Consider the following 13,688-nt stretch of genomic DNA (forward strand, 5'->3'; position numbering starts at 1 on the left):
GTGAGCGACGGGACCGTAACCGCTGGGTTGGCGTGCGCGGCCTGCGGCACGGCATTGCGGGCAAACGCCAAGTTCTGCGACGAGTGCGGATCGCCGCTCGCTGCGCCAGGTACCGCCGCCGAGTACAAGCACGTGACGGTGCTGTTCGCGGACGTGGTGCATTCGATGGACATCGCGTCGAGGCTTGGTGCCGAGCGGTTGCGGGAGATCATGACCGAGCTTGTCGAACGCGCGTCGACGGTGGTGCAGCGCTATGGCGGCACCGTCGACAAATTCACCGGCGACGGGATTATGACGGTATTCGGCGCACCGGTGGCGCTGGAGGATCACGCAATTCGGGCATGTCTTGCCGCGCTGGACATCCAAAAGGAAACCGAACGCCTTGCAGCAGAGGTTGAGCGCACTGATGGCGTGGCGCTACAGCTGCGAATCGGCCTCAATTCAGGACAGGTTATCGCCGGCGAAATCGGTTCGGGATCATGGGGTTACACCGCGATCGGTGAGCAGGTCGGGATGGCTCAGCGGATGGAATCAGTCGCACCGCCCGGTGGGGTGATGCTCAGCGAGTCGACCGCGCGACTGGTTGAAGCCAACGCGGTGCTCGGCAAACCGGAGATGGTACCCATCAAGGGCGTTGCCCAGCCCGTGCCCGCACGCTGCCTGCTCGGTGTGGAGACGCATCGGCGAATCGACCGAGCGTTCTCGACTTTCGTTGGACGCCATTGGGAAATAAGTGCGCTTACCGGCATTTTGGACCAGTCGATCGCCGGGAAAGGCTGTGTTGTAAGCGTGGTCGGCCCGCCGGGAATTGGCAAGAGCCGCATCGTCCTCGAAACGACTGCGCTCGCAAACCGCCGTGGCGTCGAGGTCTTCAACTGCTATTGCGAATCACATACCAGCGAAATCCCATTTCACGCCGTCGCCGGGTTGTTGCGCGCAGCCTTCGGGGTAAGCGATCTCGACGCTGCGGCGGCGCGAGCGCAGGTGCGGACGCGGGTTTCAGATGCGGACAGCGAGGATGTCGTCCTCTTGGAGGATCTCCTCGGCATCGGAGATCCGAATGTAGCTCTGCCGCAGATCGATCCGGATGCGCGCCGTCGTCGGTTGACGTCGCTGGTGAATGCCGCCTCGTTGGCCCGCACCACCCCGGCGGTCTATGTCATCGAGGATGCGCACTGGATCGACGAGGTCAGCGAGTCGATGCTGGCCGATTTCCTCTCGGTGGCGCCGCGGACCCCATCGCTGGTCTTGATTACTTACCGCCCGGAATATGCCGGCGCACTTGCCCATACCCCGAGATCGCAGACCATTGCCCTGGAACCCCTGGACGATTCGGATATTTCGGGGCTGACCGCTGAGTTGGTCGGGTCGGATACATCGGTCGCCGGCATCGTCGACGTCATAGCGAACCGCGCCGCGGGGAACCCATTCTTCGCCGAGGAAATCGTGCGCGATCTGACCGAGCGCGGAGTGCTGGTCGGCGAGCGTGGAGCTTATACCTGCTCAGAGGAGCTGGCCGATGTGAGCGTCCCGGGCACCTTGCAGGCGGCCATTGCGGCGCGCATCGACCGCCTCGACCCGGCTGCCAAACGGACGTTGAACGCTGCGGCGGTGGTCGGGTCACGCTTTAGCTTCACGCAGTTAGAAACGCTGGGGATTGACCCTGCCCTCGACGAACTGGTGCGGGCCGAGCTGGTCGACCAGATTGTGTTCACTCAGCGTGCCGAGTATGTGTTTCGCCATCCGTTGATCCGCAGCGTTGCCTACGATTCACAGCTGAAATCGGATCGCGCTCAATCGCATCGACGCCTCGCCGCAGCGATTGAACAGCATGACCAGAATGCCGCGCTGATTGCCGAGCACTTGGCGGCGGCCCGCGATATGCGTGCCGCCTACGAGTGGCATATGCGTGCCGGTGTGTGGTCGACGAACCGCGACATCGCCGCGGCGAGGGTCAGTTGGGAGCGTGCCGTCCAGATCGCCGATGCGTTGCCGACCGATGACCCGGACCATACCGCAATGCGCATTGCGCCCCGGACAATGCTGTGCAGTCACGTATTTCGCGGTATGGATGCTGGTTCCTCCCAACGCTTTGCAGAACTGCGGGAGTTGTGCACTGCTGCGGACGACAAGGCGTCGCTGGCGATCGGGATGGCGGGGCTGGCAATGGAGTATTACGTCCGGGGTCGTGTGCGGGAGGCGTCGCAGCAGGTATCTGAATATATGGTGCTCGTCGAGTCGATCGGTGATCCGACCCTCACGCTCGGGCTCGGAGCGGTTGCAATTGTCCTGAAGATCCTGGCGGGCGATTTAGCCGACGGGCTGCGCTGGTCGCAGACAGTCGTCAGCCTGGCCGACGGTGATCCCACCAAGGGTGGCAATCTCATCTTCGAATCGCCACTTGCGGTTGCATTGGTCATGCGGGGGATTGCTCACTCCTGCATGGGCCATCCCGGATGGCGGGAGGACTTGGCGTCCGCAGTCGAACTTGCCCGGGGCACCGATCCGGTAACCCACGGGGCGATCCTCGCCTGGATGTACGGATTCTCGTTAGCAAACGGGGTCCTTCTCGTCGACGACAGCGCGTTGCGGGAGATCGACGAAGCGTTGCGGATCGCCGAAGCATCGGCCGACGACACCGCAGTGGGCCTGACGAAATATGTGCTGGGTCTCGCCCTGGTCAACCGAGATGCTTCGGCAGAGCGCGAGCGCGGACGGGAGATGCTCGCACAGGTCCGCGACATGTGTCTACACGGAAGGTTTTTCCTCTCTGAGCTACCCGCTGTGGACTTCTGGGCAGCTTATGAAAGGGCCTGTCAGGGACATCACGATGATGCGCTACCGATAATGCGCCAGGCAGTAGCCCATATGTTCGGCACCGAACAGCTGTTGTACTACGTTCCTGGCGCCTCAATTTTTGCGGAGACGTTGTTGGACCGTGGTGCCGAGGATGACGTAGAGGAAGTCGAGACCACGATCAGCCGGTTGGCGGCCGCGCCGGCCGATGACGATTCGGCGGCACGTGAGATCTGGCTGCTGCGGCTGCACGCCCTCCTCGCGCGGGCGCGCGGTGACGAGGTTGCTTTCCGCGACTTCGCGGACCGCTATCGCGCGATGGCGACATCGCTTGGGTTCGAAGGTCATATGGCTTGGGCCGGAGCGATGGCATGACGGCCGTGGAATTGATGTGCCCAGCGTGCGGTACGGGGCTGCCGCCGCGAGCCAAGTTCTGCAATGAGTGCGGCGCGGCAGTTTCAACGAGGGCGGCACCCGCGGAGTACAAACAGGTGACGGTGCTGTTCGCCGACGTGGTGCATTCGATGGACATCGCGGCGGCGGTCGGAGCAGAGCGGCTGCGCGAGATCATGACCGAACTGGTCGAGCGCGCGTCGTCGGTGGTGCAGCGTTATGGCGGCACCGTCGACAAATTCACCGGCGACGGGATCATGGCGCTCTTCGGGGCGCCAGTAGCGTTGGAGGACCACGCCTTTCGCGCATGCCTGGCGGCTCTGGAGATCCAGGAGCGGGTGAAGCAGCTTTCCGGCGACTTCGAAGCCCGTGATGGCGTCACCCTGCAGCTGCGGATAGGCCTGAACTCCGGCGAGGTGATAGCGGGAGAAATTGGTTCTAACGCAAGTTATACCGCGATCGGTGAGCAAGTGGGGATGGCCCAGCGGATGGAATCGGTAGCGCCGCCGGGTGGGGTGTTGCTCAGCTCATCCACCGTCCGGCTCGTGGAGCATGCCACTGTTCTAGGTGAACCGGAGCTGGTGCGCATTAAAGGAGCTGAAACTCCCGTTGCTGTACGACGATTGCTCGCAACCGCAGCCAAACACAGCACCACACGACGGGAGTCGACACTGGTGGGGCGGACCTGGGAACTGAACACCGTTACCGCGATCCTCGACGAGGCGCTAAACGGTGCCGGTGGCGTGATCAGTCTTCTGGGACCTCCCGGCATCGGTAAGAGCCGACTCGCCCGCGAGGTCATTAAGTTGGCCAACCGCCGCGGAGTGGAAGCATTCACCACTTATTGCGAGTCCCACACGAGTGACGTTCCGTTCCACGCAGTGGCACAATTGTCGCGTGCCGGCTTCGGGCTGGGGGATCTCGACGATGCGGCGGCCCGCGCACATGTCCGCGCCCAAGTTCCCGGTGCAGACCCCGACGATCTTCTCCTTCTTGACGACTTGCTGGGTATCGCTGATCCCGAGGTCGCCCTGCCGAACATAGAGGCTGACGCTCGTCGGCGACGGTTGACCGCTTTGATCAACGCCTCATCGCTGGCCCGACGCCAGCCGGCCCTGTACGTGATCGAGGACGCGCACTGGATCGACGACATCAGCGAAGCCATGCTGGCCAATTTCCTACTCGTGGTTCCGCGAACCCGCTCTATCGTGTTGATCACCTACCGCCCCGAATATCAGGGCGCGCTAGCGAAGTTCGCTGAAGCTCAGACGATCGCGCTTCGTCCTCTGAGTAACGCCCAGACGTGGACACTGACAAGTGAGTTGTTGGGCTCGCATTCGTCGGTCGGCGTAGTGGCCGCACACATCGTCGACCGGGCGGCAGGTAATCCGTTCTTCACCGAGGAGATCGTGCGCGATCTCGCCGAGCGCGGTGTGCTCGACGGCCATCGCGGCTGCTACACACTGTCCAGCGATACCGCCGATGTCAGCGTCCCAGCTACCTTGCACGCGACGATCGCTGCCCGTATAGACCGGCTGGAGCTTGCGGCCAAGAAGACGCTGAGCGCCGCGGCGATCATCGGATCGCGGTTCAGTCCTGACCTGCTGACGCACCTGGGGATCAACCCGACCTTCGACGCGCTCGTCGAGGCGGAACTCATCGATCAAGTGCAATTCACTCCAGGCGTTGAGTATGCATTCCGGCACCCATTGATTCGCACGGTGGCCTACGAATCACAACTGAAGGCCGACCGCGCCGAACTGCACAGGCGACTGGCGGACGTGATCGAAGCGCGCGCACCGGGACCGGTCGAGGAACAAGCTGCACTGATCGCGGAGCACCTTGAGGCCGCCGGCGATCTCCAGGCAGCTTTCACCTGGCATATGCGAGCCGGTAATTGGCTGACCAACCGCGACATCGCTGCGGCGCGGACAAGCTGGCGGCGGGCGCGCGATGTCGCCGACCGGCTACCGGCCGACATCCCTGGCCGTACCGCGATGCGGATCGAGGCACTTAGGCTGTTGTGCACGAGCACCTTTCGCGGTGGGGAGAGCCTTGCCGACAGCGGCTTCGATGAACTGCGAGACCTGTGTACCGCCACAGGCGATCAGGTGTCGTTAGCGATCGGGATGGCGGGGGTTCCGGTGACGCTGACTCTTCTCAATCAGCATCGTCAGGCCGCGTTGCTCGCTTCGGAGCAGGCGCGGCTCCTCGAGGCCATTGGCGATCCAACGTTGACGGTCGGCCTGCTGCACGGCGCGATGACGGCGAAGTTCCATGCCGGGGAAGTGCGCGAGGCGATGCGGCTCACGCAGAGTGTCATCGATCTGGCCGACGGCGATGTCAACAAGGGTGACATGCTCCTCGGATCGCCGCTGGCACAAGCGACCATGCTCCGTGGCTTGGCGCGTTGTTGTCTGGGAATTCCGGGATGGAAGGACGACTTCGACGAGGCCAACACATTGGCACGCAATGCCGATGCGGTCGCCCGGGTCATCGTGGCGGTCTATCCCTACTACATAGCCGTCGTCAATGGAGCCCTGCAACCCGACGTTACTGCGCTGACCAGGGCGGGTGAGATGGTGCAGATCGCGGAGCAATCCGGCGACGACTTCACACTGTCGATGGCTCGCTCGGCGTATGGTGCAACACGGCTCCTTCACGCCGGCGCGGACGACGCGATGGGTTGGCACCTCCTTGCGCTGGCCCGGGAATCGGCGCTGAGAAATGAAAATCGCCTTGGCGTGCTCCTGAACGACGTCCAGATCGCTGCACACAAGACGCAAAGCGGAGAAATCAACGAGGGAATCGAGATGTTTCGCGCTGTCCTCAACGACACCTTCGAGAACGGAGAAATGATCATCCGAGGTCCGGTGACCGCCAACCTGGTGGAGTCGCTGCTACGCCGTGGAACTCAGGCTGACCTACGGGAGGCACAGGCGGCAATTGAGCGACTCGCGGCCGTAGCTGTCGATCCCGGCTTCGTGCTGTTCGAACTACCGCTGTTGAAGATGCGTGCACTGCTGGCCCACGCGCACGGTGACGAGGTTGCCTACCGTGACTTCGCGGACCGCTATCGCGCGATGGCGACATCGCTTGGGTTCGAAGGTCATATGGCTTGGGCCGAGGCGATGGCATGACGGCCGTGGAATTGGTCTGCCCAGCCTGTGGGACGGGGCTGCCGCCGCGAGCCAAGTTCTGCAATGAGTGCGGCGCGGCAGTTTCAACGACGGCGGCACCCGCGGAGTACAAGCAGGTGACGGTGTTGTTCGCCGACGTCGTGCATTCGATGGACATCGCAGCGGCCGTCGGAGCAGAGCGGTTGCGGGAAATCATGACCGAGCTGGTCGAACGCGCCTCAGTGGTGGTGCGGCGTTACGGCGGCACCGTCGACAAATTCACCGGCGACGGCATCATGGCGCTCTTCGGAGCACCAGTAGCGTTGGAGGACCACGCCTTTCGTGCATGTTTGGCCGCGCAGGATATCCAGGAGGAAGCCGAGCACCTGGCCGTCGAGCTGGAAGCCAAAGACGGTATCGATCTGCAGCTAAGGGTCGGACTGAACTCTGGCGAAGTGATCGCCGGTGAGATCGGCTCCGGCGCCCTGGGTTACACGGCGGTCGGTAGCCACGTCGGCATGGCCCAGCGCATGGAGTCCGTCGCGCCGCAGGGGGGCGTGATGCTCAGCGAGTCCACCGCCCGACTCGTCGAGGGCACGGCTGTATTCGGCGAACCGCAACTGGTGCATATCAAGGGCGCCGCCGATCCGGTGCCGGCACGAAGTCTCGTCGCGCTGGCCTCGCGCGGGCGCATCGGCCCACATGCCTCAACTCTGGTGGGTCGGGATTGGGAACTCGCCGCCCTGACCGCGATGCTGGATCGGTCGATAAAGGGCCAGGGCTGCGTGGCCGGTGTGGTCGGCCCGCCCGGCATTGGCAAGAGCCGCATCGTCGCAGAGACCACCGCCATTGCGGAAAGACGTGGCGTGCAGGTTTTTTCGACATATTGCGAATCTCATACCAGCGAGATTGCCTTCCACGCGGTGACAAGACTGTTGCGGGCGGTGCTGGGGACAGACGGTCACGACGATGACGCGGCGCGGGCCCAAGTCCGAGCCCAACTGCCAGACGCGGATTCCGCTGACCTGGTGCTCCTCGACGCCCTGCTCGGCATTCGCGATCCGGCGATCGAACTGCCCGCCATCGCGCCCGATGCTCGACGGCGACGGCTGACCGCGCTACTGAATACGGCTGCGCTGGCTCGCTCTACGACCCGTGTGTATGTCATCGAAGACGCGCATTGGATCGACCAGGCCAGCGAAGCCATGCTGGCTGATTTCCTGGCGGTGATTCCACGGACCTACTCGCTGGTGTTGGTCACCTACCGGCCCGAATACCGGGGTGCGCTCAGCAGGACACCGGGAGCGCAGACCATTGCGCTTGCCCCACTGGATGACTCGCAAACCGCGGCGTTGATCGGCGAGTTGCTCGGATCGCATCCGTCCATTACCGGGCTGGCGAACCAGGTCCGCGAAAGAGCCGCCGGCAACCCGTTTTTCGCAGAGCAGATTGTGCACGATCTCGCCGATCGCGGCGTGCTCTCCGGTGAACGTGGTGCATATCAGTGCTTGGGTGAGGTCGCCGAGCTAGAGGTGCCGGCCACCTTGCAGGCCGCTATCGCCGCGCGCATCGACCGACTCGACACGTCCGCTAAACGCACTCTGAAAGCCGCCGCGGTGATCGGTCTGCGGTTTGGCGAGGAGCTGCTGACCACACTCGTCGACAACCCTGTCGTAATGCCGTTAACTGAGGCCGAACTCATCGATCAGGTGATGTTCACACCCCGCGCCGAGTACGCATTTCGGCACCCATTGATCCGCACGGTGGCCTACGAATCTCAGTTGAAGTCGGAGCGTGCCGAGCTGCATCGGCGACTGGCCGCGGCCATCGAACAAACCGACGAAAACGGGCCATTGATCGCCGAGCATCTGGAGGCTGCCGGCGACCTGCACGAGGCATTCGGTTGGCACATGCGCGCCGGTACGTGGTTGCGTGCATACCGCGATATCGGTGCGGCATGGACTAGTTGGCAGCGAGCACGCCAGATTGCCGACCGACTGCCGGCCGATGATCCCGACCGCACCGCGATGCGCATCGCGCCACGGGCCCGGCTCTGTGCAACCACCTGGCGCGCCGGGGGTAGCGTCGCCGACGCCGGATTCGACGAGCTCCGCGAGATGTGCTCCGCCGCCGATGACAAACGGTCACTCGCCATCGGAATGGCCGGGCAAATAGCGGCACTCGCCGGCCACGAGCGTCATCGCGACGCATCGCAGCTGTCAACCGAACTCGCAATGCTGCTGGAGTCCATCGCTGACCCAACGCTGACGGTTGCGCTGCTGTGGACGGCGCTGACCCCAAAGCTAAGTGTGGGCGAGGCAACCGAGTGCGTGAGGCTGGCGCAGCACATGATTGACCTGGCCGACGGCGATCCGCATATGGGCGATCTCATCATCGAAACGCCGCTGATATTGGCGCTGATGGTACGAGCTGCCGCGCAGGCCTGTTTGGGCCAACCGGAGTGGAAGCGCGAGCTTGAAGAGTCGGCCACGATGTGCCGCGAGCTCAACCCGGGTGGGCGTGCCGTACTTGAGCTGAGGTGTATCTACGGCTTAATTCAGATTGGACTGCTGCGCTTGGATACCCCGATGGTGCAGGACACCGCCGAGACACTGAAACTGGCAGAACAGCGCGGCGACGACTATGCGCTGATGGCTGCTCGACTGCTATGCGGCCTGGTACTGGCTCAATCGGACGGCCCAGAACGCCGCGATGGCTTTCGCCTAATTGCGATGGCCCGTGATGCTGTGTTGGAGAACCGCTTTCTCACGGCCGCGTTGCACCTGATCGACCTGGCAAGTGCCACGGAGAAGGCACGCATCGGTGATCTCGACGGCGCCATCGAGATCCTCCGCACGGCCGTGGACCATGAATTCGCCACCGGTGAAATGATTTTCCGTGGAGCGGCCATCACAGTGTTGGTCGAGACATTGCTGCAACGCGGCGCCGAAGCCGACATGCACGAAGCACAGGCCGCAATCGAGCGGTTGGCGGCCGTGCCCGTCGAGCCTGGTTTCGTGCTCTACGAGATTGCCCTGCTACGACTCCGCGCGTTATTGGCCAAGGCCCGCGGTGACGATCAAAGCTACTGCGACTTCGTCGAACGCTATCGCACCATGGCGACATCGCTTGGCTTCGAAGGTCATATCGCGATGGCCGAGACGATGTAGGACCCTTAGATCGCTACCTCTTCGACAACGGCGGCGGGCTCGCGGATCTGGCTGTCATGCTGTCGCCGACGGTAGTTGGCCGATGCCGCACGCCACACGATGGCAGGGCGCAGCAGCCGGTTCGGCGGATCGATGAGTGCGGTTACCTTGAAGAACTGATTGAGCGCGGCGGTGTCGAATTCCGCTGCGGTCAGCACGCGATCCACATATCCGTTGAGCAGTCGCGTCGCCAGCGGCCGGTGGCCGTCGATTTCGGGCAGCGCGAGGTCACCACCGGCCGCCAGTTGCCACGCCTGGCGGATCGGTCGTGCCGTTGCGCGGAAGAATCGCCAAGCCAAGTCGCTTGTGCCGGTGGATAAGCAGCCACGCAATGCCAAAGTTTCCAGCGCGGCCACCGTCATGCCTTGCCCGTAGACGGGGTTGAAGCTGCAGATCGCGTCGCCGATGACCAACAGTCCCTTGGGGAATCGCTGCATCTTGTCATATCGGCGCCATTGGCTGGACGGAACACGATGGCACGCGACCTCCCCGATGGGTTCAGCATTGCGCACGGCGGCCAGCACATGCCCGGGAGTGAACCCTTCGGCGAAGCTCCACATCGCGGACAGCTCGCGAGGCGGCTTGTGGCCGGCCATTCCGATCAAGGTGAGCAACCACGTGTCATTTTCGCAACCAAGAAGCCCCAGTCCGGTGGGGCGACCGGGTACCGGACCGATGAGGACACCCATTTCGTGGAGTGCATCGGGCGCCATCCGCAGCACCTGACTGGCATAGGCCAGATGCACCACTACATGGTCTTCGACCGGGCGGTCGTAGCCCAGTCCTTCCAGCCACGCGGGTGTGCGGGAGGCGCGACCCGTCGCATCGACAATCAGATCGGCGGTCAGGATCGATTCATCTCGGCTGCCCCGGTCAACGGTGAGGACGCCGGTGACGCGGGTGCAGTCCGGCCTCACCATCAACTCGACAACGTCGTGGTTGTCCAGCAACCTGATGTTCGCGATGGCACAGACCCGCCGCCGGACGTGGTACTCCAGGAACGGCCTACTGGTCATATAGGCGGTGAAAGCCTCGACCGAACCCGTGCTGACCACCCGGTGACCGCCCAGATCGTAGTGCAACTTCGACAAGTCCTGGCCATCGAAGTAAGGCGCGCCACCCGCGACCATCTCGTCGAGAATCCCGGGGAACAGCTCGTCCAACACCTGCGCGCCCCGAGCCAACAGGGCATGTAGGTGGCGTCCCTGCGGCACGCCGCGGCGGTTGGCGGGGTTGTCGGGCAGTATGTCGCGCTCCACCACCGTGACCGTTTCGAAGAATTCGGTCAGCGCCCGGGCAGCCAGCAGCCCGGCCATGCTCGCGCCCAAGACCACCGCGTGATCACCGATCTTGGCCATTTCGCACCCGCTTTCGTCGACGCGTCGGTAGACGAAACCCATGTTCACGGGGACAAGCCGGGCCGGACAGCGTAGCCGACTACCCGAATTTCCCGGCGCGCGTCGCAACGGTAATCACTGCTGAAGTGCCTCGTCAGCCGGCGGAACGCGGTTATAGTCGCCGCGTGATCAGCGGCGATCCGCTGGCCGGGCGGGACGGTGAACTCGGCGTTATCCGCCGCGCGCTGACCAAGTCCGGCAATTACTCCGGCGTGATGATCGCCGGAGCCGCCGGTGTGGGTAAGACCCGTCTCGCCCGGGAGGTATTGGCCCGGGCGGCGGCGGCCGGTGACCGCACCAACTGGATTGTCGGCACCGAATCAGCGCGGTCATTGCCGCTGGGCGCATTCACGGCTCTGCTCACCGACGCGATCGCCGATCCGTTGCCGAACGTACGGCGACTGATCAACACATTCGTCGCGCAGCAGCGACGGGGCCGGGTGCTGATGGGTGTCGACGACGCACACCTCCTTGACGGGCTCTCCGCGCATGTCGTGCATCAGTTGGCGCAGAGTCGCGGCGCGCAGCTGGTGGTAACTGTGCGAACGGGCGGTGACGAGCCTGACGCGGTGACCGCGTTGTGGAAAGACGGGCTGCTCACGCGACTGGACCTCGAACCGCTGTCCCTCGAGGCAACTCAATGCCTGATCGAAGCCAACGTCGGCGGACCCGTCGATGCCCGCAGCGTCGAGCGGTTCTGGACGCTGACGGACGGCAACCCACTGTTCTTGCGCCAGCTGATAGCCGACCAGATCGCCGCAGGCCGGATGCGGCAGGTGGCCGGGGTGTGGATGTGGGACGGCGATGTGGCGGTGTCGCAGAACCTCACCGACATGGTGGGTCGGCAACTGGGCCGGATGACCCCGGGTGTGGTGCGGGTTGTCGACACCCTTTCGCAGTGTGAACCACTGAGCGTGGCGGTCCTGGGCGACTTGGTGCGCAGCGCAGACATCGAATGCGCCGAACAAATGCGTCTCGTCACCGTCGAACGGGTAGGCGACCAGCGCCTGGCCCGGCTCGCACATCCCTTGATCGGCGAACTTCGCCGGGCAACTGCCGGCGAGATTCATCTGTCCAAAATCCGCGGGCGGTTGGCGCTGCGGCTGGGCAAGGAGGGCGATCGCGACATGCGGGCGACGGTCCGCCGAGCGCTGCTCACCCTCGATTCGGATCTCGACGCCGACCCGGACCTGTACCTGACTGCTGCGCGCTGCGCGATGACGCTGCTCGATCCGGATTCGGCCGATCGGTTCGCTGCGGCCGCAGCCGCATGCGGGGCAGCCGAGGCCGCGCCGATGCGGGCGATGACCCTGGTCATGCGCGGCCGCGGACAGCAGGCCGAAGAAGTGCTGCAAGAGATGTGTGAGGGTAATCGCCCTGACAACCACCGATGGTGGACCGTCCGGGCGGCGAACCTGGTGTGGATGCTCGGCCGGCCACTCGAGGCTGCCGCCATCCTGGCCCGGCTGACGGCGGAAGCGGAGACACCGACCGACCGCGACGAACGCCTGGCTGTCGAAGCATGCGTCGATGCGGTGTCTGCTCGCTGCGCAATGGCAGAGGAAAAGGCCAGAGCGGCATTATGTTCGAGGACACTTTCGGACTTCCACGCCATGATGGCATCCGTTGCACTGGTCATGGCGATGGGTGCCCTCGGTCACGTCGGCGATCTGACTGTTGTCGCCGAGCAGGCGATCAACCGGGCGATCAGCGCGTTTGAGTCGTCGCCGACTCGGTTTTGGTTCGGGGCTGTGTACGCCCGCGCATGCCGGTTGACCGGCCGGATTGAGGAGAGCGTCCATTCCGCAAAGCGGATCACCGAGTCGGCCCGCGATGTTCCCGGGTTTGCATACGCGAACATGGCATTTTTGTTGGGGCACGCCAACCTGATACGCGGCGATGTCAGCAATGCCGTTGGACTGCTGCGCGAAGCACGTGCTGGCATCGAAAGTGCTGGCGCTACAACGGGTTTACGTCCGGCGAGTTGCTTCGGGTTGGCCGAGGCCTACGCCAAGCTCGGACAACCGGACGCCGCAGAGGAAGCACTCGCCGAAGCTAGCCGCTCTGTTCCTCCCGACTATCTCTTTATGCAGACCGCGTTGTCGTTGGCGACCGGGTGGACGTTGGCGGCCAAAGGACAGATAAGCGATGCGGTCGCGACCGTGCGCCAGGCGGCGACCGAGGCGCGGGAGCGGAACCAGCCGACCCACGAGCTGGCATGCCTTCAGGCAGCGGCCCAATGGGGCGACGCATCGGATGCGAGACGAGCCCGTGAACTGGCCGACGTGTTGGCGCTTCCTCTTGCCAATGCGGTTGCGTTGCACGCTGAATCGCTGCTGACGGGTGATGGGGAAGGTCTCCTCAAAGCCGCGTCGGCGTACCGCTCGATCGGTGATCGAGCCGCGGCGGCCGATGCTGCCGCACAGGCCGGGGCCGTGTTCACCAGAAGCCAGCATCGCCAGCGGGGCCTTTACGCGGGCGCGTTAGCACGCGAAGTGGCCGCTGAATGTGGCGGTTTGAGCACGCCCGCGCTGCGGAGCTCGGTGGGGCTCCCGCTGAAAGGCCGCCAGCGTGAGGTCGTCGAATTGGCAATTGCGGGGTTGTCCAACCGCGAGATCGCCGAGCGGCTGGTGATGTCGGTGCGAACCGTCGAAGGCCACGTCTACCGGGCCTGCCAGCGCGTCGGCGTCAATACCCGTGACGAGCTGGCGGCGGTCGTCCGGGGCGAGACCGCCGAGGGCGAGCGCCCCGTCGCCGGAATCGTCTGAGCACTA

5 protein-coding genes are annotated in these 13,688 nt (G+C 64.1%); 4 read left to right on the forward strand and 1 reads right to left on the reverse strand.

Features of this window, described 5'->3' with window-relative positions; translation table 11 throughout:
• Genes AWC06_RS21030 through AWC06_RS21040 form a run of 3 tightly spaced genes read left to right on the forward strand, consistent with a single transcriptional unit; the run spans position 1 to position 9,478 of the window.
• Positions 1-3,171: an adenylate/guanylate cyclase domain-containing protein gene (locus AWC06_RS21030; protein WP_085199892.1), complete on the forward strand. Its 3,171-nt coding sequence runs from the start codon at positions 1-3 to the stop codon at positions 3,169-3,171.
• The gene (locus AWC06_RS21035) at positions 3,168-6,329 is read left to right on the forward strand and encodes an ATP-binding protein (protein ID WP_085199893.1); all 3,162 of its coding nucleotides are present in this window, start codon (positions 3,168-3,170) and stop codon (positions 6,327-6,329) included. The genes AWC06_RS21030 and AWC06_RS21035 overlap by 4 nt, the downstream gene beginning before the upstream one ends.
• On the forward strand, positions 6,326-9,478 hold the full coding sequence (locus tag AWC06_RS21040) for an adenylate/guanylate cyclase domain-containing protein (RefSeq protein WP_085199894.1): 3,153 nt from the start codon (positions 6,326-6,328) through the stop codon (positions 9,476-9,478). Before AWC06_RS21035 ends, AWC06_RS21040 begins: the two co-directional genes overlap by 4 nt.
• A gap of 5 nt (positions 9,479-9,483) precedes the next feature.
• On the opposite strand, the gene AWC06_RS21045 is transcribed toward AWC06_RS21040, so the two are convergent.
• Positions 9,484-10,875 carry an FAD-dependent oxidoreductase gene (locus tag AWC06_RS21045; RefSeq protein ID WP_139820185.1) on the reverse strand — a complete coding sequence of 464 codons (1,392 nt, stop codon included), beginning with the start codon at positions 10,873-10,875 and terminating at the stop codon, positions 9,484-9,486.
• A 164-nt stretch (positions 10,876-11,039) separates the two neighbouring features.
• On the opposite strand from AWC06_RS21045, the gene AWC06_RS21050 reads away from it, so the two are divergent.
• Positions 11,040-13,682: a LuxR C-terminal-related transcriptional regulator gene (locus tag AWC06_RS21050; RefSeq protein WP_085199895.1), complete on the forward strand. Its 2,643-nt coding sequence runs from the start codon at positions 11,040-11,042 to the stop codon at positions 13,680-13,682.
• The last annotated feature ends 6 nt before the right edge of the window (positions 13,683-13,688 follow it).

The sequence above is a fragment of the Mycobacterium fragae genome, assembly GCF_002102185.1.
In the GTDB taxonomy this organism is placed as follows: Bacteria; Actinomycetota; Actinomycetes; order Mycobacteriales; family Mycobacteriaceae; genus Mycobacterium; species Mycobacterium fragae.

Bases quoted from the DNA above. Each gene is read 5' to 3' on its own strand.
- AWC06_RS21035 (WP_085199893.1), top strand. From the start codon at position 3,168: ATGACGGCCGTGGAATTGATGTGCCCAGCGTGCGGTACGGGGCTGCCG.
- AWC06_RS21040 (WP_085199894.1), top strand. From the start codon at position 6,326: ATGACGGCCGTGGAATTGGTCTGCCCAGCCTGTGGGACGGGGCTGCCG.
- AWC06_RS21045 (WP_139820185.1), bottom strand. From the start codon at position 10,875: ATGGCCAAGATCGGTGATCACGCGGTGGTCTTGGGCGCGAGCATGGCC.